This is a genomic window from Streptomyces sp. NPDC033221, assembly GCF_055577005.1.
In genome coordinates this window covers 41,209-64,801 of record NZ_JBVIQN010000040.1, presented here as the reverse complement: position 1 = coordinate 64,801, position 23,593 = coordinate 41,209, and the positions used below count along the sequence as shown (strand labels likewise).

Annotated in this window: 16 protein-coding genes; 7 read left to right on the top strand and 9 right to left on the bottom strand. The window is 73.0% G+C overall.

Annotated elements, in window-relative coordinates; genetic code table 11:
* Positions 1 to 296: 296 nt before the first annotated feature.
* Both ACZ53K_RS36325 and ACZ53K_RS36320 read right to left on the bottom strand, forming a co-directional pair.
* Entirely contained in the window at positions 297 to 680 is a 384-nt protein-coding gene (locus ACZ53K_RS36325) for a VOC family protein (protein WP_468845483.1), read from the bottom strand.
* A 108-nt stretch (positions 681 to 788) separates the two neighbouring features.
* Positions 789 to 1,475, bottom strand: a complete 687-nt coding sequence (locus ACZ53K_RS36320; protein WP_468845481.1) for a rhomboid-like protein — start codon at positions 1,473 to 1,475, stop codon at positions 789 to 791.
* 319 nt (positions 1,476 to 1,794) lie between these two features.
* On the opposite strand from ACZ53K_RS36320, the gene ACZ53K_RS36315 reads away from it, so the two are divergent.
* The 4 genes from ACZ53K_RS36315 to ACZ53K_RS36300 all read left to right on the top strand — a co-directional run bounded on the left by ACZ53K_RS36315 (position 1,795) and on the right by ACZ53K_RS36300 (position 8,558).
* Positions 1,795 to 2,508 (top strand): spermidine synthase family protein, encoded by a 714-nt coding sequence (locus tag ACZ53K_RS36315; protein WP_468845480.1) that lies wholly within the window; start codon positions 1,795 to 1,797, stop codon positions 2,506 to 2,508.
* 78 nt (positions 2,509 to 2,586) lie between these two features.
* Positions 2,587 to 3,327 (top strand): response regulator transcription factor, encoded by a 741-nt coding sequence (locus tag ACZ53K_RS36310; RefSeq protein WP_031001263.1) that lies wholly within the window; start codon positions 2,587 to 2,589, stop codon positions 3,325 to 3,327.
* Positions 3,324 to 4,505: a HAMP domain-containing sensor histidine kinase gene (locus tag ACZ53K_RS36305; RefSeq protein ID WP_468845477.1), complete on the top strand. Its 1,182-nt coding sequence runs from the start codon at positions 3,324 to 3,326 to the stop codon at positions 4,503 to 4,505. The genes ACZ53K_RS36310 and ACZ53K_RS36305 overlap by 4 nt, the downstream gene beginning before the upstream one ends.
* A gap of 237 nt (positions 4,506 to 4,742) precedes the next feature.
* Positions 4,743 to 8,558: a multifunctional oxoglutarate decarboxylase/oxoglutarate dehydrogenase thiamine pyrophosphate-binding subunit/dihydrolipoyllysine-residue succinyltransferase subunit gene (locus ACZ53K_RS36300; RefSeq protein ID WP_468845474.1), complete on the top strand. Its 3,816-nt coding sequence runs from the start codon at positions 4,743 to 4,745 to the stop codon at positions 8,556 to 8,558.
* Between the two features lie 124 nt (positions 8,559 to 8,682).
* On the opposite strand, the gene fxsT is transcribed toward ACZ53K_RS36300, so the two are convergent.
* The 7 genes from fxsT to ACZ53K_RS36265 all read right to left on the bottom strand — a co-directional run bounded on the left by fxsT (position 8,683) and on the right by ACZ53K_RS36265 (position 20,688).
* Entirely contained in the window at positions 8,683 to 11,688 is a 3,006-nt protein-coding gene (gene fxsT / locus ACZ53K_RS36295) for an FxSxx-COOH system tetratricopeptide repeat protein (protein WP_468845472.1), read from the bottom strand.
* A 93-nt stretch (positions 11,689 to 11,781) separates the two neighbouring features.
* Positions 11,782 to 13,068 carry an FxsB family cyclophane-forming radical SAM/SPASM peptide maturase gene (locus tag ACZ53K_RS36290; protein WP_468845469.1) on the bottom strand — a complete coding sequence of 429 codons (1,287 nt, stop codon included), beginning with the start codon at positions 13,066 to 13,068 and terminating at the stop codon, positions 11,782 to 11,784.
* 100 nt (positions 13,069 to 13,168) lie between these two features.
* Positions 13,169 to 13,396, bottom strand: coding sequence for a YxD-tail cyclophane-containing RiPP peptide (locus ACZ53K_RS36285; protein WP_468845466.1), 228 nt, complete (start codon positions 13,394 to 13,396; stop codon positions 13,169 to 13,171).
* A gap of 83 nt (positions 13,397 to 13,479) precedes the next feature.
* Positions 13,480 to 16,776 carry an SAV_2336 N-terminal domain-related protein gene (locus ACZ53K_RS36280; RefSeq protein ID WP_468845463.1) on the bottom strand — a complete coding sequence of 1,099 codons (3,297 nt, stop codon included), beginning with the start codon at positions 16,774 to 16,776 and terminating at the stop codon, positions 13,480 to 13,482.
* A 6-nt stretch (positions 16,777 to 16,782) separates the two neighbouring features.
* On the bottom strand, positions 16,783 to 17,841 hold the full coding sequence (locus ACZ53K_RS36275) for an AAA family ATPase (protein ID WP_468845460.1): 1,059 nt from the start codon (positions 17,839 to 17,841) through the stop codon (positions 16,783 to 16,785).
* A gap of 187 nt (positions 17,842 to 18,028) precedes the next feature.
* Positions 18,029 to 20,245: a VMAP-C domain-containing protein gene (locus ACZ53K_RS36270; protein WP_468845457.1), complete on the bottom strand. Its 2,217-nt coding sequence runs from the start codon at positions 20,243 to 20,245 to the stop codon at positions 18,029 to 18,031.
* Complete coding sequence (locus ACZ53K_RS36265) at positions 20,245 to 20,688, bottom strand: CU044_2847 family protein (RefSeq protein ID WP_468845454.1); 444 nt, start codon at positions 20,686 to 20,688, stop codon at positions 20,245 to 20,247. Before ACZ53K_RS36265 ends, ACZ53K_RS36270 begins: the two co-directional genes overlap by 1 nt.
* A gap of 152 nt (positions 20,689 to 20,840) precedes the next feature.
* Here ACZ53K_RS36265 and ACZ53K_RS36260 point away from each other — a divergent pair, with 152 nt between their 5' ends.
* From ACZ53K_RS36260 to ACZ53K_RS36250, 3 genes are all read left to right on the top strand, one after another.
* A complete protein-coding gene (locus ACZ53K_RS36260; RefSeq protein ID WP_468845451.1) occupies positions 20,841 to 21,017 on the top strand; it encodes a DUF6104 family protein in 177 nt (58 codons plus the stop codon).
* A 353-nt stretch (positions 21,018 to 21,370) separates the two neighbouring features.
* Positions 21,371 to 22,315, top strand: a complete 945-nt coding sequence (locus tag ACZ53K_RS36255; protein ID WP_468845449.1) for a DUF4097 family beta strand repeat-containing protein — start codon at positions 21,371 to 21,373, stop codon at positions 22,313 to 22,315.
* Between the two features lie 5 nt (positions 22,316 to 22,320).
* Positions 22,321 to 23,472, top strand: a complete 1,152-nt coding sequence (locus ACZ53K_RS36250) for a PadR family transcriptional regulator (RefSeq protein ID WP_468845447.1) — start codon at positions 22,321 to 22,323, stop codon at positions 23,470 to 23,472.
* Positions 23,473 to 23,593: the final 121 nt, after the last annotated feature.

Genomic DNA, 23,593 nt, shown 5'->3' with positions numbered 1-23,593 from the left:
GATCTCCCCTTCGGCAGGCAAGTTGAGCTATGCCCACTCAATGCGTTTGGGGTGGTGGATGTTCCCTGGTCCCTGTTCGCTGTGAGCGATCACCCACATACCGGTGTTCGGGTGTCCCGCCGCGGGGGTGCGGTTCGGGTGTCCTCAAACGCCGGACGGGCTTGAATTGGCGCTGGTCGGGAGGGGGGACAGGCTGGCTGGCTGCGCCTACGGTTCGGTGAGTGGGGGCGCGCGAGCGGCGCGGTCTGTGCGTGGGTGGGGGCCCGGGCCCCAGCGGCCAACCCACCGAACCCCGACTACCCCTGAGCCATGTACATCAGCTCCCAGACATGCCCATCCAGATCCTGGAAACTGGCCCCATACATGGGCCCAGCCTCCATAACCGGCTTCCACACCCCCGCCCCACCCTCGCGAGCCTTGGCGAGCATCGTGTCGACCTCGTCGCGGCTGTCGCAGGACAGGCAGGTGAGGACTTCCGTCGTCTTCGTGGCGTCGGCGATGTCGCCGTTGATGAAGTCCCGGAAGCGGTCTTCCTGGAGGAGCATGACGCAGATGTTCTCTTCGACGATCATGCACAGGGTGTGCTCGTCGGAGAACTGCGGGTTGAAGGTGAAGCCGAGGCGGGTGAAGAATTCGCGGGATGCGGCGATGTCCTTGACCGGCAGGTTCACGAAGATCATGCGCATGGTGTGGGCCTCTTCCTGACGGAGCGGGGCCCCGGTCGTCGCGGCCGGGTGCAACCCTCGCTCCACCTCCCCGTGAAGCCGTGGAGAAGCGTGTTCAGGAAGCTAGCAACGGCCACTGACAATCGCCCCCCGGTGCGGCCCGCCCGGCCGTCCCAGGAGGGGCCGGGCGAGCGTGCCGAGGATGAGGGCGAGGAGGTGGCCCGCGTCGCTGACGGGGTCGCCGGAGACCAGGAGGCTGGTGACGGCGAACCAGGTCACGCCTGCCAGGAGCGGCCATCGGGCCCAGGCGGGCAGCAGGCCCGCCAGGGCACCGGTGCAGGCCATCACGCCGAAGCTGATGCCGTAGTCGAGGCGTTGCAGGGAGTCGGCGGGGAGGTGGCCGAGGGCGACCGCGGCGCCGACCGGGAGTTCGGTGGCGAGGGTGGCGATCGCGTGGCCGCCGAAGAAGACCGCGGCGGTCCGCAGGGCGCCGGCCCGGCGTTCCAGTGCGGTCAGGACGAAGAGGAAGGCGATGGCGTACGCGGAGGTCATGCCGCCGGCGATCCACAGGGCGCTGGCGACGAGGACCAGCAGCGGAGCGTGCGCCAGGTGTTCGACGTCGGTGCTGGAGCTCTGGAGCAGGGCGTGGACGAGGTCGGGGTCGGCGTGTTCGGCGAAGAGGGAGGTCGCGACGAGGAGGGCGGTGTAGGCGAAGGTGAAGGGGGTGCTCAGGGGGCCGGGGAGCAGGCGCCAGGGTCTGGGCAGGCTCCGCGCCGGCCGGACGGCTCGCGGGAGGCCGGGGCGCGCCACGATGTCGACCCTCGGCGCCGGTTCGCGCTGCCTCGGTACTCCGTTCAGAGGCTCCGCCTCCCCGCTTCGCGTTCCCGCGGAAGAGGCCGTTTGCCCGGTGGGGGCTCCCTCGTGGGGTGGCGTCTCCTCGGAGGCGTCTGCCGCGTTCGCCCGGCTCACTGGTGCCTGGCCCCTTCCGTTCGTGCCCCTCTGAGGTCTACGTAGGGCACAGCCTGCACGTTCATTCCATGAGCCCGCTGTGTGCGTGAGGTGCGTCACGCACCGGCGGCCCGGGAAACCGGTTGGACCCGTGGCGCACCGGTTCGCCAGGATGGCCGCCATGTCCGTCCCCGCACAGGTAACCGGTTCGCCCGCGCCCGGCAGTGGGCCGCGGGTCCTCGACCGCCGTGAGGGCCCGTACGGCGAGGTCGTCCTGCGGGAGCGGGGCGCGCACTTCGAGATCATCGCCAACGGGTGTTTTCTGATGGACACCTCGGACGGGCGCTCCGAGCGGCTGCTGGTGGATGCGGCGCTGGGGGAACTGGGGCGCGAACGGGCGCTGCCCAGTGTGCTGATCGGCGGGCTGGGGGTGGGGTTTTCGCTGGTCAGAGCGGTGGAGGAGGCCCGTTGGGGGCGGATCACCGTGGTGGAGCGGGAGGCCGCGGTCATCGACTGGCACCGTGGCGGGCCGCTGTCCGCCGTGTCGGGGGCGGCGTTCGACGATGCCCGTACCGAGATCGTCGCCGCCGATCTGGTCGCGTACGTGCGGGAGGGCGCCGGGGCGCGGACCTTCGACGCGCTGTGCCTGGACATCGACAACGGGCCGGAGTGGACGGTCACCGAGGACAACGGCGGCCTCTACTCCCCCGCCGGTCTCGCGGCCTGCCGGGAGCGGCTGACGCCCGGCGGTGTGCTCGCGGTGTGGTCGGCGCAGCCGTCGTCCGCGTTCGAGGATGCCCTGCGAAATGCCGGGTTCACCGGCGTACGTACCGAAGAGATCCCCGTTGTCCGAGGCGTCCCCGACGTGGTGCACCTCGCGCGCAAGGGCGCGTAGCCGACGGTCACACCCTGCCCTTACGCTGCTGCCCAGCAGTACGCGACCATGCAGCACGGGGACACGCAGGGGCGGGCGATGGATCAGACGCAGACCACCCAGGGCGGCACCGCCGCGGCCACGCCCGGCGCCCAGCGCCGGATCCTCGTCGTGGAGGACGACCCGACGATCGTGGACGCCATCGCGGCCCGGCTGCGCGCCGAGGGTTTCCAGGTGCAGACGGCCACCGACGGGCCGGCCGCGGTGGACACCGCGGAGGCGTGGCAGCCGGACCTGCTGGTCCTGGATGTGATGCTGCCGGGCTTCGACGGGCTGGAGGTGTGCCGCCGGGTGCAGGCGCGGCGCCCGGTGCCGGTCATGATGCTCACGGCGCGCGACGACGAGACGGACATGCTGGTCGGGCTCGGTGTCGGCGCGGACGATTACATGACCAAACCGTTCTCCATGCGGGAGCTGGCGGCCCGGGTGCACGTACTGCTGCGGCGTGTGGAGCGGGCGGCGCTGGCCGCGCACACACCGCGCAGCGGCATTCTGCGCCTGGGTGAGCTGGAGATCGACCACGCGCAGCGCCGGGTGCGGGTGCGCGGCACGGACGTACATCTGACGCCGACCGAGTTCGACCTGCTGGTGTGCCTGGCGAACACGCCGCGCGCGGTGCTCTCCCGTGAGCAGTTGCTGGCCGAGGTGTGGGACTGGGCGGACGCCTCCGGCACCCGTACGGTCGACAGCCACATCAAGGCGCTGCGCCGCAAGATCGGCGCGGAGCGCATCCGTACGGTGCACGGTGTCGGGTACGCGCTGGAGACTCCGCCGGTATGACGGCTCCCACCCGCCAGCGGGAGCGGGCCGGACGCCAGGACCGCGAGCACCCGCCGGACGGGCTGCGGGAGCGGGTCTGGGACCCGTTCTGGCGGCGGGTCTGGGAGGGGCTGCGCCCGCTGGACCCGTACCGCTCGGTCAAGGCGGCGCTCGGCGCGCTGGTCATCGTCTCGGTGATCATCACGACGCTGCTGGTGTTCGTCGCCATCCACTCCGACACCGAGCTGCGGGTCATCACGGTCTTCTCGATCATCGCTTCGCTGCTGGTCACCCAGTTCGTCGCGCAGGGTCTGACCGCACCGCTGGACGACATGACGGACGTGACCCGGGCGATGGCGGACGGTGACTACACCCGCCGGGTGCGCGGCGGGCGGCGCGACGAGTTCGGTGACCTGGCGGACGCGTTCAACCGGATGGCCGCCGACCTGGAGGCGGTGGACACCCACCGCAAGGAGCTGGTCGCCAACGTCTCGCACGAGCTGCGCACCCCGATAGCGGCCCTGCGCGCCGTCCTGGAGAACGTGGTGGACGGGGTCTGCGAGCCCGATCCGGAGACGATGCGTACGGCGCTGAAGCAGACGGAACGGCTGGGGCGGCTGGTGGAGCATCTGCTGGACCTGTCGCGGCTGGACAACGGTGTGGTGCCGCTGCACGCCCGCCGCTTCGAGGTGTGGCCGTACCTGTCGGGGGTGCTGAAGGAGGCCAACATGAGCCGCGGCGCCTCGACGCTGTCGGGGCTCGCCGGCTCCGGCACCCACACCCGTACGGATGTCCATCTGCACCTGGACGTCTCGCCGCCGGAGCTGACCGCGTACGCGGACGCCGAGCGGCTCCACCAGGTCGTGGCGAACCTGATCGACAACGCCATCAAGCACAGCCCGCGGCACGGCCGGGTCACGGTACGGGCGCGGCGCGGCGAGGCGCCCGGGGGCCTGGAGCTGGAGGTGCAGGACGAGGGTCCGGGCATCCCGGAGGCCGAGCGGCACCACGTCTTCGAGCGTTTCAACCGGGGCGACCCGGCGACGCCGGGGCCGGGCAGCGACGGCGGTACGGGGCTGGGCCTGGCGATCGCGCGCTGGGCGGTGGATCTGCACGGGGGCCGTATCCGGGTCGCCGAATCGCCTCGCGGCTGCCGTATCCGCGTCACTCTTCCGGGGAGCGACTCCGTACGGGGCTGACGTCGGGTGTCGTAGGGTCGGTGGTGGAAGCACACAGTCCTGGGTGCGGCGGCGATGCCGCGTACCCGAACGCAGGCAAACCAAGTGTGTTTCCCACCAAGTCATGCCCCGAAACCCGCTGCGGAATGTGACGTGCGCGACGACTGACGGCCCCGGACTGCACCAAAGGTCCGGAGAGGCGTAGCCTTTATTCCCGCTGTCCACCACCTTAGGAAGCGGAAGAGGGCGGTTGCCGCCGTGTCGCCACAGTCCCCCAACAGTTCGAGCACTTCGACTGACCAAGAGGGGCAGGGTAAGAACCCTGCTGCCGCGTTCGGTCCGAATGAGTGGCTCGTCGACGAGATCTACCAGCAGTACCTCCAGGACCCGAACTCGGTAGACCGAGCCTGGTGGGACTTCTTCGCCGACTACAAGCCGGGAGCGGGCGCCAGCACGCCGGCCCCGGCGAGTGAAGGCAGCCCCGCCGCTCCGGCCTCCGGAACGCCCCAGGCGGCGCCGAACGCGCCCGCGGCACCCGCCGCGCAGCAGCCCGCGCCGAAGGCCGCCGCGCCCGCCGCGGCGCAGCCCGCCGCCCCGGCCAAGCCCGCCGCGAGCGCCCCGGCGCCCGCCAAGGCCGCTCCGGCGAAGACCGCACCCGCACAGCCCGCTCCCAAGAAGGACGACGTGAAGCCCGACGAGGCGCCCGCAGGCCCGGAACTGGTCACTCTCCGTGGCCCCTCCGCCGCCGTGGCGAAGAACATGAACGCCTCTCTGGAGCTGCCCACGGCCACGTCCGTGCGCGCCGTCCCGGTGAAGCTGCTCTTCGACAACCGCATCGTCATCAACAACCACCTCAAGCGCGCCCGCGGTGGGAAGGTCTCCTTCACCCACCTCATCGGGTACGCGATGGTGCAGGCTCTCAAGGCCATGCCGTCGATGAACTACTCCTTCCAGGAGAAGGACGGCAAGCCGACGCTGGTCAAGCCCGAGCACGTCAACCTGGGCCTGGCCATCGACCTGGTGAAGCCCAACGGTGACCGCCAGCTCGTCGTCGCGGCCATCAAGAAGGCCGAGACGCTCAGCTTCTTCGAGTTCTGGCAGGCGTACGAGGACATCGTCCGCCGCGCCCGCAACAACAAGCTGACGATGGACGACTTCACCGGCGTCACCGCGTCGCTGACGAACCCGGGCGGCATCGGCACCGTCCACTCCGTGCCCCGCCTGATGCCCGGACAGGGCCTCATCATCGGCGTCGGCGCGATGGACTACCCGGCCGAGTTCCAGGGCACCTCTCAGGACACCCTGAACAAGCTGGGCATCGCCAAGGTCATGACGCTGACCAGCACGTACGACCACCGCGTGATCCAGGGCGCCGCCTCCGGCGAGTTCCTGCGCATCATGAACCAACTGCTGCTCGGCGAGAACGACTTCTTCGACGACATCTTCAAGTCGCTGCGCATCCCCTACGAGCCGGTGCGCTGGCTGCGGGACATCGACGTCTCCCACGACGACGACGTCACCAAGGCGGCCCGGGTCTTCGACCTGATCCACGCCTACCGGGTGCGCGGCCACGTCATGGCCGACACCGACCCGCTGGAGTACGAGCAGCGCAAGCACCCCGACCTCGACATCATCGAGCACGGGCTGACGCTGTGGGACCTGGAGCGGGAGTTCGCCGTCGGCGGCTTCGCCGGCAAGACCATGATGAAGCTGCGCGACATCCTGGGCGTGCTGCGCGACTCGTACTGCCGCACCACCGGCATCGAGTTCATGCACATCCAGGACCCCAAGCAGCGCAAGTGGATCCAGGACCGGGTCGAGCGCGGGCACTCCAAGCCGGAGCGCGAGGAGCAGCTGCGCATCCTGCGCCGCCTGAACTCCGCCGAGGCGTTCGAGACGTTCCTGCAGACGAAGTACGTCGGCCAGAAGCGGTTCTCCCTGGAGGGCGGCGAGTCCGTCATCCCGCTGCTGGACGCGGTCATCGACTCGGCCGCCGAGTCGCGCCTGGACGAGGTCGTCATCGGCATGGCCCACCGCGGCCGGCTGAACGTGCTCGCCAACATCGTCGGCAAGTCGTACGCGCAGATCTTCCGCGAGTTCGAGGGCAACCTCGACCCGAAGTCGATGCACGGCTCCGGCGACGTGAAGTACCACCTGGGCGCCGAGGGCACCTTCACCGGCCTGGACGGCGAGCAGATCAAGGTCTCGCTGGCCGCCAACCCCTCGCACCTCGAAGCGGTCGACCCGATCGTCGAGGGCATCTCCCGCGCCAAGCAGGACATCATCGGCAAGGGCGGCACGGACTTCACCGTCCTGCCGGTCCAGCTGCACGGTGACGCGGCCTTCGCGGGCCAGGGTGTGGTCGCCGAGACGCTGAACATGTCGCAGCTGCGCGGCTACCGCACCGGCGGCACCGTGCACATCGTCATCAACAACCAGGTCGGCTTCACCGCCGCGCCGGAGTCGGCCCGCTCCTCCATGTACGCCACGGACGTGGCCCGCATGATCGAGGCGCCGATCTTCCACGTGAACGGTGACGACCCGGAGGCCGTGGTGCGCGTCGCGCGCCTCGCCTTCGAGTTCCGCCAGGCGTTCAACAAGGACGTCGTCATCGACCTGATCTGCTACCGGCGCCGCGGTCACAACGAGACCGACAACCCGGGCTTCACGCAGCCGCTGATGTACGACCTGATCGACAAGAAGCGCTCGGTGCGCAAGCTCTACACCGAGTCGCTGATCGGCCGTGGCGACATCACCCTGGAGGAGGCCGAGCAGGCCCTCCAGGACTTCCAGGGCCAGCTGGAGAAGGTCTTCACGGAGGTCCGCGAGGCCACCACCGCGCCGGCCGCCCCCGAGGTGCCGGAGCCGCAGGCCGAGTTCCCGGTCACGGTGGAGACCGCGATCTCCCAGGAGGTCGTCAAGCGGATCGCCGAGTCCCAGGTCAACATCCCCGAGCGGGTCACCGTCCACCCGCGCCTGCTGCCGCAGCTGCAGCGCCGCGCGGCCCAGGTGGAGGACGACACGATCGACTGGGGTACGGGCGAGACCCTCGCCTTCGGCTCCCTGCTGATGGAGGGCACCCCGGTCCGCCTGTCGGGCCAGGACTCCCGCCGCGGCACCTTCGGCCAGCGCCACGCGGTGCTGGTGGACCGGGAGACCGGCGAGGACTACACCCCGCTGCTCTACCTGTCCGAGGACCAGGCACGCTTCAACGTCTACGACTCGCTGCTCAGCGAGTACGCGGCGATGGGCTTCGAGTACGGCTACTCGCTGGCCCGCCCCGAGGCGCTGGTCATGTGGGAGGCGCAGTTCGGTGACTTCGTCAACGGCGCGCAGACCATCGTCGACGAGTTCATCTCCTCGGCGGAGCAGAAGTGGGGCCAGACCTCCGGCGTCACCCTGCTGCTGCCGCACGGCTACGAGGGCCAGGGCCCGGACCACTCCTCGGCCCGTATCGAGCGCTTCCTCCAGCTGTGCGCGCAGAACAACATGACCGTCGCCATGCCGACGCTCCCGTCGAACTACTTCCACCTGCTGCGCTGGCAGGTGCACAACCCGCACCACAAGCCGCTGGTCGTCTTCACCCCGAAGTCGATGCTGCGTCTGAAGGCGGCGGCGTCGAAGACGGCGGAGTTCACCACGGGCGGCTTCCGGCCGGTGATCTCGGACGACGCGGCGAAGGCCGAGGACGTCACCAAGGTCATCTTCTGCTCCGGCAAGGTCTACTACGACCTGGAGGCGGAGCGGGTCAAGCGCGGCGCGTTCGACACGGCGCTGGTCCGTATCGAGCGGCTGTACCCGCTGCCCGGCAAGGAGCTCCAGGCGGAGATCGCCAAGTACCCGAACGCGGGCAAGTACCTGTGGGTGCAGGAGGAGCCGGCGAACCAGGGTGCGTGGCCGTTCCTGGGTCTGAACCTGATCGACCACCTCGACCTGTCCGTCGGTGCCGACGTGCCGCACGGTGAGCGTCTGCGCCGCATCTCGCGGCCGCACTCCTCGTCGCCGGCCGTGGGTTCGGCCAAGCGCCACCAGGCCGAGCAGGCCGCGCTGATCGCCGAGGCGTTCGACGCGTAGTCCGTAGTCACGGGTTGACGGCCCGGGGCCCCGCCGCGAACGACCGACGTTCGCTGCGGGGCCCCGGGCCGTTCGGCGTCCGCGGCCGGTGTCCGTGCCCCGGCCGGGGCACGGACACCGGCTCTCAGACCGGCTGGGGTTCGAAGTCCCAGTAGGGGCGGCGCCTGCGGCGTGCGGAGAGGGTGTGCGGGTGTTCGCCGCCCAGCGTCTCGGTGAGCTGCTGTACGGCCAGCTGCTCCAGCTTGGACGCCTCCTGGCCGCGCCGCAGTGCCCGCAGGTCGTCGGCAAGCGCCGTCTTGGCGGACAGGGTCAGCGGGTGGGTGTCGCCGAGCGCCTGCTTGGCGCGCTCCAGCGTCTCCCGGCTCAGCTGGGCGGCGCTCTCCTCGTCGTCGACGCGGTTGCGGGCGCCGGCGGTGTTCAGGGCGCAGCCCAGGGTCCAGGGATGGTCGGGGCCCACCGCCCGGGTCATGCCCCTGAGCGCCTCCTCGGCGATGGCCAGCGCGTTGTCCCGCTCGCCGAATTCCCAGCACACCAGGCCGGTGTTGCCGAGCGCGCCGACGGTGTACGGGTGGGCCTCGCCGACCAGGGTGCGGTACCGCTCGGCGGCCTCCTCGCCCAGTTCCCTGGCCCGGCCGAGGTCGCCGTGCTCCCGCAGGAACGTGGCGTAGTTGGCCTGCATCATGAGCGTTTCCGGGTGCCGGGGGCCGTGCACCCGGCGGGAGCGCTCCACGACGTCGCCCATCAGCGCGTCGGCCTGGGTGACGGCGCCGGAGCGGCGCAGGCACAGCGCAAGGTTGTGCTCGGCGCGCAGGGTCAGCGGGGTGTGCTTGCCCATGACCTGGTGGTAGAGCCGTACGTTCAGCTCCTGGCGGGAGAGTGCGTCGGTGTAGCGGCCGAGCAGGCGCAGCATCCGGGCGTAGGAGTAGGCGGCGCCGAGGGTGAGGTGGTGCCGGGCGCGCAGTTCGCGCTCCCAGACGAGCAGCACCTCGCCGAAGAGGTCGAGGGCTTCCTGGTAGCGGCCGAGGGCGCTGAGCGCGGAGGCGAGGTTGCTGCGCGAGGAGAGGGTGAGCGGCGCGTCGGGGCCGAGGAGTTCCGTACGGCCCTGGACGACCGATTGGAAGATGTCCAGCGCCTGGCCGTAGGAGCCCAGCGCCATCAGGGTGCCGGCGAGGCCGTCCTGCGCGCGCAGCAGCGCGCCGTCGCCCGCTTCCCGTTCGGCGGTCAGTTCCTCGACGATGGCGCTGCCGACCGCCTCGGCCTCGCGGTAGCGGCCCAGCCTGCGCAGCATGTTGGCGTGCTGGTGGGTGACGACGAGCATGGTGCGCTGGGTGGGGGCGATACGGGTGCGCCAGCGGGCGAGGAACTGTTCGCACAGCCGCAGGCCGATGCGGTACTCGCCGCGGACCCGCAGGTACTCGATGCAGTTCAGCAGCAGTTCCTGTACGGAGGTCTCGGGGCTGTCCAGGACGCCGGCCGGCTCCAGGTGCGGGATGAGGGCGGCGTACTGTTCCCAGGTCCGGGTGTCGGAGGGGCTCTGCGGGTCGGCGGTGGCCAGCACCCGGCAGGCCGTGGCGGCCATGCCGTCCCGCTCGTCCTCGGCCATGTCGCTGCGCAGGAACCGGTGGTAGAGCCGGTGCATCTGCGCGGTCTCGACGGCGGGGTCCGTGGTGGTCTGCGCGACCTGGTAGTCCAGGCGTACTGCGGTGGACTCGGTGAGCCGGCGCAGCGCGGTGTTCCAGGCGATGGGTTCGGCCGCCAGGTCGGCGAGGTATTCGGGCAGGTCGCCGCGGCGGGCGCGGGCGAGCATCGGTACGGGGATGGCGTCGGGCGCGAAGAACGCGAACAGTTTGAGCAGTTCGACGGCGGCGGGGCTGCGTTCGCGCAGGGTGTTCAGCGTTATGGCCCAGCTGGTCTGGAAGGCCATCGGGTAATCGGTGGAGATGCGGATGCCGACCAGGCTCGGTTCGCCGCGGCGGATCAGCTCGATGTACTCCTTGGGCGCCATCGGGTTGGCGTCCAGCCAGGCGGCGGTCTGGGCGAGCAGCAGCGGCAGGTCCTGTACGGCGTCGGCGAGCAGGTCGGCTTCCATGGTGGTCAGCCGGGGTGCGCGGCGCCGCGCGTAGGCGCAGGACTCGATGCGGGTGAAGGGCAGCACCTCGATCTCCTGGGCGCTGCCGGAGCCGGACCAGTCGCGGGTGAGGGTGGTGATCAGGACGTGGCCGCGGCCGTCCGGGACCAGGTCCTCGATCTGCTCCATGTCGTCGGCGCTGTCGAAGATCAGCAGCCAGCGGCGGTACGGGCGGCCGACGCGCAGCGCCTCGTGGACGGCGCGGATCCGGTCGCCCAGCTCCTGTCCGACCGGCAGGCCGAGGCGGGTGGCCAACTCGGCGAGCTGCTCGCGGGCGGCGCCCCGGTTGGTGGCGCTGATCCACCAGACCACGTCGTAGTCGTTGCCGAAGCGGTGGGCGTACTCGGCGGCGATCTGGCTCTTGCCGACGCCGGAGATGCCGTACAGGGCGATCCGGGTCTCCAGCGGCTGGCCGAGGCCGGGCACCGGGCCGGCCAGCTTGCCGTGCAGCTCCTCCAGCGCGGTGTCGCGGCCGGTGAAGCGGTTGTTGCGGCGGGGGATGTTCCAGATCTCGGGCGGGTCGTTGGGGAAGCGCGGCGCGTTGGCGGCGGGGTCGGCGGGGCGCCGGCCGGCGGCCGGGACGCCGAGGCGGTTCAGGACGCGGCGGTTGGCCTCGACGGCGTCCAGGTCGCGCAGGTCGGCGGGGCGCAGCACGGAGGCGGTGGCGGGCAGCCGCTGGGTGGCGACGCTGACGGCGGCGAACCGGTCGGCGTGGCCTGGCACGACCGCCTGGAGGGCGGCGGTCCACTCGTCGTGGGTCTTGGGGCCGAGTTTGAAGTACCAGTCGTCCAGCACCATCAGCAGGCGGCCCTCGGCCGCGAGCAGGCCGGCCAGCTCCTCGGTGAGGGGACTGTCGGCCGGCGGGTCCCAGCGCAGCATGGTGGTGCCGTGCCCGAGCTGTTCCAGCTGATGTGAAATCCAGGCCGCCCATGGCCGGTTGAACCCCGCGTAGCTGATGGTGATGTGCTCTGCGGAGCCGGTGTTACCGGACTGATCGACCATGCGACCGTCTCCTCCGTATGCGGTGGTTCGCGCGTGCGCGAGCTGGCTGTTCGGCACGATAGCCCAAGTATCATCCCGCGCGGCGACGCCACGTCAGGTCTTGTTTGCCGTACGCCAGTTGACGGATACGGGCGCGGGCGCGGATCGGCCGCCGCGGTCGGCCGCGCGGACCTCGGTGGCGAGCCGGGCGGCGATGTGCCGGATCACCCGTTCCAGGTCGGCGCAGTACACGGACGGGTTTCGGAAGCCGCTGCCGCCGGCCCGGTAGCGGTGGGCGTAGTTGCCGCCGCCGCAGACCGTCAGCAGGGGGCAGGCGCGGCACTGCGCGCACAGGCCGTCCGCGCCGAGCCGCCGGGCGGTCATTCCGGGGTGGTGGAGCGCCTCGTCGAAGCTGTTGCGGAAGACGTCCAGGCCGGTGGCGGCGGCGCCCTCGTACGCCGATTTGAGGGAGTCGACCTGCTCGATGGCGCCGTCGGTGTCGACGACGAGCGCGACGACGGGTGACAGGCCGACCGCCTCGCTGGTGCTGGGGCGGCCCAGCAGCAGTCCGATGATCTCGGTGAAGAGGCGGACGCGGGGGGCCGGCTCCCGTTCGGCCCACCACAGGTCGAAGACGGTGCACAGCCAGTCGCCGTACGGGGTGCGGCCCGCCGGGCCGGGCGGCAGGGGCGGGCGGCTCGTCCAGTTGGCGTGCGGGAGGAGGAAGTCGAGCATCGGGGGGCCGAGCGCGCGCAGCGAGCCGTAGACCCGGGCGGGGTCGGCGGTGAGGTCGATGGTGCACAGGATGCCGGCGAAGACGTCGGGGCGGCCGGCCAGCAGCCGGGCGGCGCGGGACGCCGCGGGCCAGGAGGCGCGGCCGGCGTGGTCGATGCGGCGGCGGTTGAGGCCGGGGGTGCCGCCGTCCAGGCTGAGGCCGACGCGGAAGCCGGCGCCGGCCAGGGTGTCGAGGGCCGCCGGGGTCAGAAGGGTGCCGTTGGTCTGTACGCCCAGGTGCGCGCGGCAGCCGGCGGGGAGCGCGGCGCGCAGCGCGGCCGCCTGGTCGAGGAGCGGGCCGGGGCCGGTGAGCAGGGGTTCGCCGCCGTGCAGGTCGACGCGTATCTCGTCGAGGCCGTGGGCGCGTACGTGCTCGGCGATGCGCCGCGCGGTCTGGCGTACGGTGCCGGGCGGGGCGTGCGGCGGGCGGTCGCGCCAGCTGCGGTCCGGGCCCGCGTAGATGTAGCAGTAGGTGCAGGCGAGATTGCAGCGGCTGTGCACCTTCAGGACGAACTGCCGGAAGGGGATCGCGGCCCCCTGCGCAAGGCTCTGGCACACCACGACGCCGCCCCCCTGCCTGCGTCCGACGTCCGGGCACCCCGAAGACGGCCCGCTGTCGCCATACATGGCTCGGCCATCCACCGGACATGCGCAGGACACCGGCAACTGGCCGGATACGCTGCCCGATTGCCCAAAAACCGCCGCTCGGGACCGGTCGCCGTGGTGGTCAGCGTACGGTCGGGCCCGGCCCGTCGTCGTAGTACGCCACCGCCCGCTCGGCGGGGACCCAGTTGCGCAGCAGGAGGGCGGTCACCTCCCCCAGCACCGGGTGGCCCGTCCCTGCGGCCACCGCGGCCACATCGACGCCGCCGAAGTCCGGCAGCGGCTCGGCCGACGGGCCGGACGGCTCGGCCGGTGCGGCCGGGGCCGGACCGGTGACGGGGACTGTCGCCACGCTGTTCTCCTCTGGGGCGGGTGGACGGGTGTCTTCCCGCGCGCCCGAGCACGGAAACCCCCGGACCCGGCCGGGTCAGCCGTTCATTCGGACGGTTCCAGGGCGCGCATCCGCTCCCTCGTGCGCCGGGCCTCGGGGCCGTTCTCCTCGGACGCGCGCTGCCACTGCTCCCAGCTCTCCCGGTACGCCACCAGCGCGGCCTGCGGCCCCGCCGTGTCCTCCAGGACCCCGGCCCGCCGGTGGTGGGCGCGCGCCGCCAGCAGGGGGGTGCCCGCGCGGTCGGCGTCGGCCGCGGCCCGGCGGTAGCACGCGGCGGCGCGGTCGTGCCGCTCCCGTGAGCCGAAGCGCCGGTCGAGCGCGACCTGGACGTCGCCGACCTCCAGCCAGGCCTCCGCGCCGACGGCGGGGTCGTCCGCGCTGCGCGCCGCCAGTTCCAGGACCCAGTCGGCCTCGTGCAGGTCGGCCAGCGAGGGCCGGCGGTCGTGGCGCAGCCGCAGGGCGCGCCCGAACAGCAGCCGGTGGGCGGCCAGTTCGGGGTCGTTCGGGGCGACCCGGCCGAGTGCCTCGCGCAGCACGTGCACCGCCTCGTTCGCCAGGCGTTCGCCCAGTTCGCCGGGGGGTTCCAGGCGGGCGCGCAGCAGCAGGGCCGCGCCGCGTTCGGCGAGCAGGGAGCTGTGCTCGGACGAGTCGGGGATGGTCAGGCGCAGCGCGGCGGCCAGCGCCTCGATGGCCTCGTCGAGGGCTTCGGTGTCGCCGGTGCGGGTGTGCACGGCACGGTGCGCGGCGGCCGTACGGCTCAGGCTCTCCGCCTCCAGGGTCGGGTCGCGCAGTTCGCGGGCCATCGCGCGGGCCCGCTCCAGGACGGGCAGTACGGAGTCCGGTCCGGTGCCGGCGCCGAGCAGCGATCGGGCCTGGGCCAGTTCCAGGAGCGTCTCGCAGACCTTGCGGTCGGCGGAGCCGCCCCGGCGGCGCAGCAGGACCGTGGCGGCGTCCAGGTCGGCGGTGGCGCGCAGCGCGAGCGCTCCGGTGTGCGCCTCGGCACCCGTGTCCGCGCCGGCGGCGCGGCGCGCCTGGTCCAGCAGGACGCCGCCGCGCGCGGCGTAGATCTCGCCGGGCACCTGTTCGCCGCTGGGCCACTGTTCGAGGAGGGTGGTCAGGGCGTGCTCGGCCTCGTCGAGCGGGTCGCCGGGGCGGCCGGTGCCGCCCCCGGTGGCCGGGGGCAGTGCGGCCAGCCGCCGCAGCACTTCGGTACGCAGCACCATGCTCTCCAATACGCGGGGGTCCAGCAGGCCCATCAGCCCGCACGCGGTGTGCAGGTGGCGCGCGGCGTCCTCCAGCGCGCCCCGTTCACCGTCCGGGTACCCCGCGGCGCCGCGTTCCTGCGAGGCGGCGTAGCGCACCCGGGCGAGCACGATCAGGGCTCTGACGCGGGCCTCGCCGTCCCCGTCCGGCGACTGCGCCGGATCCCCGCCGACGGCCTCGGCGGCCGCCCGGACCGCCCGTTCCGCCTCCTCCAGGGCGTCCGGCTGCCGCCACTCCGCCCAGCCGTGCAGCAGCGCGCGGGCGAGGTCGGTGCCCGCCGCGGGCAGCTGCCGGGCCGCGGCGCGCAGCAGACGCACCGCTTCGATCAAATCGCGTACCGCGCCGTCCTGTTCGTAGCGGTCCAGCAGCGCGGCGCCCTCGGCGGCGGGGCCGTCGGGTGCGTACGGCAGCTGGACGGGCGTCCTGAGCGCCGGTTCGAAGCGGCGCAGCACCCGCTCGGAGATCCGTGCGAACGGCTCGGGCACGGCACGCTGCCCGGTCGTCGGCTCCCGGCCGCTGCCGGAGAGCATGGCGACCGCCACGGCCGGGAAGTTACGGGCACTGCGGCCGAACGTGCGCTCGATATACAGGGAACAGTGCTTGAGGACGAGCGCGGCCTCGCCGGCGCTCAGACGGCTCAGCAGCTCGTCCCGTACGCCGGGCACGAACTCGTACCAGGGGCCGCCGGGCGCGCCCGTCGGGTCGGGAAGCTGTTCGACCAGGCCGCTGAGCAGCACCTCCGCCAGTTCGGCGGGGCCGGTCTGGGGCAGCATGGCGCGCTGCACGAGCTGGATGACGGGCAGCGCGAGCGGCACGGCCGACAGGTGGACGGCCAGATGCCAGGCGTCCGGTGAGGCGGTCTGTTCGAAATCGGCGACCAGGCGGCGCGGTGCGGGGCGCTCGGCGCGGCGGGTGCGGTCGCCCGCCCCGAGGCCGTGGTCGCTGCGTACGACGGCGGCGGCGCCGCGCAGCGAGAGGCCCGACTCGGCGGCGGCCAGCCGGGCCCAGGAGCCGAGGGCGGCGGGCGCGGCCGACAGGACCGGCACGGCGCGCTCGCGGACCTCGCCCTGCGGGCGCCCGGCCCCGGCCCCGGACGCGGCGCGGCGGCGCCGGGCGGGCCGGAAACCCAGGACGCCGTACGGGCCCTGGCGCCGTACGAGTGTGCCCGCGACGGCCGGGAGCAGGGTGCGCCCCCACATCCGCTGCGGCAGCGGCTGCACCACGGCGAGCGGCGCGTCGGCCGCCCAGCGGTACAGCAGCCGCTGGATGCGCCCGTCCCGCCACAGCGGGCCCGCGCAGTCGCTGACGACGAGGGTGAGGTGGTGGCCCGTGGGGTCGTGCAGCTGGGCGGCGGGGCGCAGCGGGGCGTCCCGGCCCGGTCCGGCGGCGACGCCGACCTCGTCGCCGTGCGGGTGGAGGTAGTGCACCGTGACGTCTCGGAAGGCGCCGACCCGTTCGCAGACCTGCCGCAGGTCGTGCAGCATCTGCTCCCACACGGCCATGGAGGACGAGCCGTCCATCAGCAGCCGCAGGCTCGCCGCGCGGCGGCGCACACCGCGCAGCACCGGGATGATCAGTTCGGCGTGTGCGGAGAGGTCGGCGGTGGCGTCCTCGTCCAGCTCCTGGCGGGCCGGGGCGACCGGCGGATGGTAGCGCTGGACCGGCCGCAGGGCGCGCTGCAGCGGCAGCAGTCCGGGGAAGGCGGACGCGACGGGGATGCCGACCTCGCCCAGCCGCCCCTGCCCGGGGCCCAGGGGGCGGTCGTCCTGCGCGGGCAGCAGGTCCACCTCCGGGCGGCGGGGGCGCTCGCGCGGGGCGGGCTCCGTACGGGACGGCGCGTCGCGGGACGGCTCGCGGCTGCGCGGGTCCACGGAGAAAGTGGCCGGTTTTGGCCTCTGCCCGGCGGGCGGAACGGCCCCGTCGGCAGACTCCTCGTCGTCACCGGCGGGCTCGGGGGTGATCCACCGCGACAGCCACAGCGCGTCCGCCATGGCGCGGGCGTCGGCGGGCAGCCCGGCCGCGCGCAGCCGCGCGACGATCTCACCGAGAGGGCCGAAGCCCGGTCCGCCGGCCGGCACCGCGGGTCACCTGGTCCGATCCAGAGGCCGCAGCAGTTCGGCCGTCAGGCGCCGCCGCGTCTCCTCCTCGTCCTCGTCCGCCCAGCCGGCCTTCTGCGTCAGGTGGATGGCGTTGAGCAGCTGGTCGACGGCGCGTACGTCGCCGGGCTCGCGGTCCAGGAACCGGTCGATCAGCGACTCGTAATCGGCGGCCGCGCTCTCGCCGAAGTGCGCCCGGACCATGTCGGCGAGCCGTTCCTTGTCCGGCGTGGGGATGTTCAGGTGGATACAGCGGCGCAGCAGCGGGGCAGGGAAGTCCCGCTCGCCGTTGCTGGTCAGCACGATGAACGGGAAGGCGCGGCAGCGCACCCGGCCGTCCCGCACCGTGACATGGCCGCCGTCGTCGCTGAGCACCGGCACCTCGGGGGCGGATCCGGCCAGCCGCTCCAGCTCCGGAATCCTGAACTCCCCCTCCTCCAGCACGTTGAGCAGGTCGTTCGGCAGGTCGATGTCGCTCTTGTCCAGCTCGTCGACGAGCAGCACACGCGGCTTCACGGCAGGCAGCAGAGCCGTACCGAGCGGGCCGAGCCGGATGTAGCGGCCGATGCCGCCGCCCGGCTCGTCCGGCGTCCCCGGGCGCCCCTCCGCCGGACCCGGCCCGGCCTGCGGCCTGGCCTCGCGGGCGATCTGGAGATCCTGGAGACGGCCGATCGCGTCGTACTCGTACAGCCCGTCACGCAGCGAACTGCGGCTGACGATGGACCAGTTCAGCACCCGGCCCAGGCCCAGCTCATAGGCGACCGAATGCGCGAGGGTGGACTTGCCGCTGCCCGGCGCGCCGGTCACCAGCAGCGGACGGCGCAGATAGAGCGCGGCGTTGACCAGCTCGCGCTCGGTCTCCCCCGGCCGGTGATAACTCGCCTCCCGGCGCTGCACGCCGAGCCTGCGCTCGGAGGCGTGATCGAGGGCGGCGGGCGGCGCCACCGGCGGACCGCCGTCGAAATCCCGCCACGGCGGGGGCGGGGGTAACTGCTCGATGCCGTCGTGCGGAGCCCCCGCGCCACGGTAGATGAGCCAGTCGCTCACGTCGGAACTCCTCGTCGCCGGCCGGCCATCGGGCAGGGACGAAGGGGCCGCGGAAGAGCAACCCCGGCAAGCGTCGGCATCCGCTTGCCGCCCTCCCCGGATCCGTCCCCCTAGCAATCTCTCACGACGCTGGGACAGTAGCCAGCCGGACGGAAGGATACGGGGCGTTTTCCGGTCTCCAGGGTCGTCATGGGGGCGACAATTGCGTGACGCCGGGGAAGAGTTGGGGGATCGGGTTGCCCGGGTCGTCGTAGAGAAGCACGAGGTCCCGGGCCCAGGAGACGCCGCCCTCCGCCGCCTTGGCGCGCAGCTCACGCACCAGTTCGGGAATCTCCGCGACCGACTTCGGCGCGCCCAGCAGCTGCGCCACCTCCCGGTGGAACTCGTCACACACCCGGTCGCAGTCCCGCTCGTCATGCCCCTCCGCCGGCCACAGCGCCACCGGATGACCGGTGTCCAGCACCCAGCCGACCGCCTCCAGCCCCGTCCCGTCCGCCACCGACCGGCACAGCGTCGGCACCGCGCCCTCCCCCGCCTCCTCCAGCAGCCGGGACAGCCCCGACACCGACGCGCGGGCACCGGCCGGCACCCGCAGCGCCTTCAGCCGCCCCGCCGCCGCCAGCCCCTGCCAGCGCCGCAGCCACACCGGGTCCACCTCCTGGCGCCGCCCCTGGTCGCGCAGCACCACCGCGCGCGCCGGGCCCAGCGGGCGCAGCCGCGCGGCCCGGCGCGTCGAGGCCGGTACGCGCCAGCGGTCCGCCGGCGTGTGCCAGTGCTCCTCCGGCACCGCCACCTCCAGGCGCACCCGGGCGCCGCCCGCCGCGTCGTCGGCGCGCAGCAGCCGCGGCCCGAGCCGCCGCAGGACCTGGTCGCACGCCTCCTCGAAGGTCATACCGTCCCGCGACTCCTGGATCTCGACACGCTGCCACTGGCCCTGCCCGTACCCCTCACTGACCGACCAGTTGAACAGCTGCCGCCCGCCGGCGTCGTCGTAGAACAGCGGCTCGAACTCCACCAGCAGCGCATCCGGGCGCCGCCGCACCGGGCCGATCCGCTCACGGTCCCTCGGCAGCAGCACGACCGCCTTCGCCGTCACGAACAGTTCCAGCCGCTCCGCCGCCACGCGCGTCGCGGCACCCTCGTCACCGGGCGCCTCACGCGCCTCGTCGGCCGCGCGCTGCGCCACGATCCGCAGATAGTGCACGAAGGCACACAGCTCCGTGTACGGATCGCTGCCCTGATAGAGCGCGCCGTGCCCGTCCCGCCAGGTACGCAGCGTCCACGGCCCGGCCCGGCCGCTACGGCCCTCCGGATCCGCGCGCCCCAGCGCCTCGGCGACCGCGGCCGCCACCACCAGCGAATCGCGCGGCGCGGGCAGCTTCGCCAGCAGGTCGAGCGCCTGCAGCCGCTCCTGCACGCCCCACAGCCGGCCGCGCCCCGACATGATCGCGTGCTGCGCGTCGAACCACGTCGGCTCGCCCGGCCTGCCGAGACCCTGCCCGGCCCAGTGCCACCGGTCGTGCAGGCTCATCAGCGCGTGGTACGGATCGTCGCCGAGCCCCGCGGCACCCGGCACGAGGTGGTGCGGCGCCAGCCCGCGCAACTCGGTGACCGGCACCGCGAGACCGAGCAGGTCCTCACGGTGACTGCCCTTGACGATCCCGACGACCTCCCCACGGTCACAGTCCAGCAGCGGCCCGCCGGAGGCGCCCGGCGTCACACGGACATCACTGCCGAACTGGAGGCCGCGGGCGTCCCGGGCCCCGAAGCGGACGGCTGCGAAAGGGGGCCCGGGGGCGGGGCCCCCGGGCCCGTCTCCCCCACCGGCGGGCTCACCGCCGGGGCCCTCCCCCGGCTGGACGTGCCCGCGGAAGATGAACGCGTCCTCCAGGAGGGCGGCGGGCTGGTCGCTGAGCCAGGCGCACGGGTGCGGGGGCTCCGGGGCGAGCAGCCGGAGGAGGGCGAGGTCGACGCGGGGGGCGGGGACGGGAGCCGTTCCGGGTGGTTCGCAGTGCGCTTGCGGGTCCGGTCTGCTTTCCCCGGCCGCTCCTTCCGGCGAGGGGGGCGTTCCGTACGACGAGGTGGCCGCCGGGGCAGGGGCCGGGCGGCTCAGGTCGTACTCCAGGCGCGCGGCGACCACCCGGCCGCCGAACTCCACACCGATCTCCCCGTCCGGGTCCGTGACACGACGCCGACCATCCCCGCCGGCCAGCACATGGGCACAGGTCAGCACCCACCCGGGGGCGACGAACACCCCACTGCCCCACAACGGCGCCGGCCGCACACCGGGGGCCGGACGGATGGCCACGGTGGCCCGGCCCGCGTGCTCCAGAAGATGCGCGTACTTCTCCCGGTCCGCACGCTCACCCCGTCCGGGCCCGTGACCGCCTTCCGGGGCCGCCATCACGCACCCGAATCGTTCGGCCCTCGGCCGTCAGCGCGGCCTTCCCCCGGCGCGCGGCCGCCCGCCGGCGCGGAGCCGTTCCCTGGTCCGGGCCCGGGGCCGTCCTCCGGCCTCTCCCGCCTCCGCCACGTGAGCGTCACGGACAGATTCGCCTTGGCCTCACCATCCGCGAGCAGCGCCACCGCCCGGCCGGGCTTGGCCGCCACCTCCACGCCGAAGCTCACGCTGGTCTCGTCCGGCGCCACCCGCTCCGTCGCCTCACGCAAGCTCGCGGCGACCCCGCCGACCAGGTCCCGCAGCCCCTCCACGCGGGCCCCGAGCGCCTCCCACGCCCCCACGTCGTCGAAATCCCCGCCCGGCTCACCCCCGACGTCCAGCCGGGAGACCCGGGCCCAGACCGCCGTCCCGTCGGGCAGCTCGATGAGATGTGCGCGATCGCGCATCACGGCCTCCTGCTCCCCCTGAGCGGCAATGTCGCACTGCCCCAGGGCCGTTGACAGGTGATCAGGTTATCCCCAGGGTGCGAGTGACGCGAGGGGTCGCGGCGCCTGCCTATCCTGGCCGGAAATATCCCGAGAACCTGGGTGGAGAGCACGTGTATTTCACGGATCGCGGTATCGAGGAGCTGGAGAGCCGGCGCGGCGAAGAAGAGGTCACCCTCGGCTGGGTCGCCGAACAGCTGCGCACCTTCGTCGACCTCAATCCCGACTTCGAGGTCCCCGTCGAACGCCTGGCGACGTGGCTGGCGCGCTTGGATGACGAGGACGAGTAGCGCTGCGCGCTGCGCGCGCGGGTTTCGGGTTTTGGCTTTCCCGCCGTGGGGGTGCGGTTCGGGTGTCCTCAAGCGCCGGACGGGCTGTGATTGTGCGGTGCGGGCTGGGTTTGTGCGGTGCGGCTTGGCTGGGGCGTGCGTGGTGCGCGGTCGATCCGGTGGGTGGGGGGCTCGGGCCCCCGCACCCACCCCACAACCCATGCGAACCCGGCGCGACAGCGCCACCCCTCGCGCGAAGCGCGAGAACGTCCACCCCCAAGGGGTGAACCCATTGGCTCACGCGCTAGGCACGATATATCGTGATGGCAAACACGCGATATGTTGCGTCGCACCCCCGCCAGGGAGGCCAGGCCATGCCAGACCCGACGACCACGGAATGGTCGGTATCCGCGCCCCGCACGCTGGAGATCGAGGAGGACGTCACCACGCTCGACGTACGCCTGGTCGGCGGCACCGTCAACGTCGTCGGTACGACGGACCGCGGCCCGGCCCGCGTGGAGGTCAGCGAGGTGTCCGGCCCGCCCCTGACCATCCGCCGCGAAGCGGCCTCGCTCACGGTCACGTACGACGATGTGCCCTGGAAGGGCCTGTTCAAGCTGGTCGGCCGCAGGGCCTGGCAGCGCAGCGCGGTGGTGTCGGTCACCGTGCCCGCCGCGACCCGGGTCGAGGTCGGCACGGTCGGCGCGAGTGCGGTGATCTCGGGGATCGCCGGGCGTACGGAGCTGCGCGGGGTCTCCGGTGACTGCACCCTCGTGCGCCTGACCGGCCCCGTACGGGCCGAGACGGTGTCCGGCCGCGTGCAGGGCCAGGCCGTCACGGGTGACCTGAGCTTCCATTCGGTCTCCGGTGATCTGACACTGATCGAGGGCTCCGGCGGCTCCGTACGGGCGGATTCGGTGAGCGGCGACATGGTCCTGGACCTCGATCCGGCGGCGGAGGGTTCGGACGTGCGGCTGACCACGGTCTCCGGTGAGGTCGCCATCCGGCTGCCCGCTCCGGGTGACACGGAGGTCGATGCGAACACGACCACGGGCACGGTCGCCAACGCCTTCGACGATCTGCGGGTCAGCGGCCAGTGGGGGGCCAAGCGGATCACGGGCCGGCTCGGCTCGGGCAGCGGCACGCTGAAGGTCACCACGGTCTCCGGGGCCCTGGCCCTGCTGCGCCGCCCGTCGGCCGGGGAACAGGCCGAGGAACAGCGTGTGGCGTCCGGGTCCGCGCGGGGCGCCGCCGGTGCCCCCGGAGGCCCGGGCCGCGCTTCCCAGGACGACTCCCCCGCCGACAAGAAGGTGCTCTGACAACCATGCCCCCCGTCTTCGCTCACGGCCGCCTCCGCCTCTACCTCCTCAAGCTGCTGGACGAGGCCCCGCGGCACGGGTATGAGATCATCCGGCTGCTGGAGGAACGCTTCCAGGGCCTGTACGCGCCGTCCGCCGGGACGGTCTACCCGCGGCTGGCCAAGCTGGCGGCCGAGGGACTGGTCACCCACACCACCGAGGGCGGCCGCAAGGTCTACGCGATCACCGCGGCGGGCCGCGCCGAACTGGCGGACCGGGGCGGCGAGCTGGCCGATCTGGAGATGGAGATCCGGGAGTCGGTGGCGGCGCTGGCCTCCGACATCCGGGAGGACGTGAGTGGCTCGGCGCGCAATCTGCGCCGCGAGATGCGCGAGGCGGCCCAGCAGGCGCGCGAGGGGCAGCGGGGCGGGCACGGCGCGGAGCACGCGTTCTTCCCGGACGCCGCCGACTATCTGGAGGGCCGTTTCGGCGACAAGGAGGCCTGGCGGCAGGCGAAGGAGGAGTTCCGCCGCGCCAAGGACGAGTGGAAGGAGCAGGCCCGGCGGGCCAAGGAGGAGAGCCGGCGGGCGAAGCAGGACGCGCAGCGGGCGCGTAAACAGGCCCGGGACGCCCAGTCGTTCGTACGCGACGAGGTACAGCAGGCCATCAAGCGCGTACAGGAACAGGCGCAGGAACACGTACGTACCGGGGACTGGGCGGGGGCGCTGCGCGAGGCGCTGTCGGAGGTCTCGCGCGAGATGGGCCGCTTCGGGTCCGCCGCGGAGCCGTCCGGCGGCGGGCCGGCGGACGCGGACCGGGCCGGCGGCCCGGGCGAGGAGGGGCCGGCGAGTGCGGTACGGGTCGGTCTCACCAAGGAAGACGTCGCGGCGGAGGCCGGTGGCGGGGGCGGCTCCGGCGCGGTGCGGGCGGGGGCCGGGGACCGGTCCGTACCGGAGCCCGCGTGGGCGTCCGAGCCCGGTTCGGGCGATCCGGCGCGGGACTTCGACCGGCTGCTGGACCGCTTCCGCGACGACCTGCGGGACGCCGCCCGCGATCACGGCGTCACCGCCGAGCAGTTGAAGGACGTACGTCGCCGTCTGTCTTCGACTGCTGCGCACGTCGGAGCGTTGTTGCGGGACCCGGAGGCATATGCGGCGGGGCAGGAACCGCCGCGCTGACCGCTTCGGCAGCTCACCCGTCGGTCACGCACAGTTGTCAGCGGGGGTCTGGGTTCACCGCACGTAATCGGGGAACTCAGACCCTCGCACGGCTTTTTGCCCGACGCCGGGATCTGCCGGG

Bases quoted from the DNA above. Each gene is read 5' to 3' on its own strand.
- ACZ53K_RS36325 (WP_468845483.1), bottom strand. From the start codon at position 680: ATGATCTTCGTGAACCTGCCGGTCAAGGACATCGCCGCATCCCGCGAA.
- ACZ53K_RS36315 (WP_468845480.1), top strand. From the start codon at position 1,795: ATGTCCGTCCCCGCACAGGTAACCGGTTCGCCCGCGCCCGGCAGTGGG.
- ACZ53K_RS36310 (WP_031001263.1), top strand. From the start codon at position 2,587: ATGGATCAGACGCAGACCACCCAGGGCGGCACCGCCGCGGCCACGCCC.
- ACZ53K_RS36305 (WP_468845477.1), top strand. From the start codon at position 3,324: ATGACGGCTCCCACCCGCCAGCGGGAGCGGGCCGGACGCCAGGACCGC.
- fxsT (WP_468845472.1), bottom strand. From the start codon at position 11,688: ATGGTCGATCAGTCCGGTAACACCGGCTCCGCAGAGCACATCACCATC.
- ACZ53K_RS36290 (WP_468845469.1), bottom strand. From the start codon at position 13,068: ATGTATGGCGACAGCGGGCCGTCTTCGGGGTGCCCGGACGTCGGACGC.
- ACZ53K_RS36270 (WP_468845457.1), bottom strand. From the start codon at position 20,245: ATGGCGGCCCCGGAAGGCGGTCACGGGCCCGGACGGGGTGAGCGTGCG.
- ACZ53K_RS36265 (WP_468845454.1), bottom strand. From the start codon at position 20,688: ATGCGCGATCGCGCACATCTCATCGAGCTGCCCGACGGGACGGCGGTC.
- ACZ53K_RS36255 (WP_468845449.1), top strand. From the start codon at position 21,371: ATGCCAGACCCGACGACCACGGAATGGTCGGTATCCGCGCCCCGCACG.
- ACZ53K_RS36250 (WP_468845447.1), top strand. From the start codon at position 22,321: ATGCCCCCCGTCTTCGCTCACGGCCGCCTCCGCCTCTACCTCCTCAAG.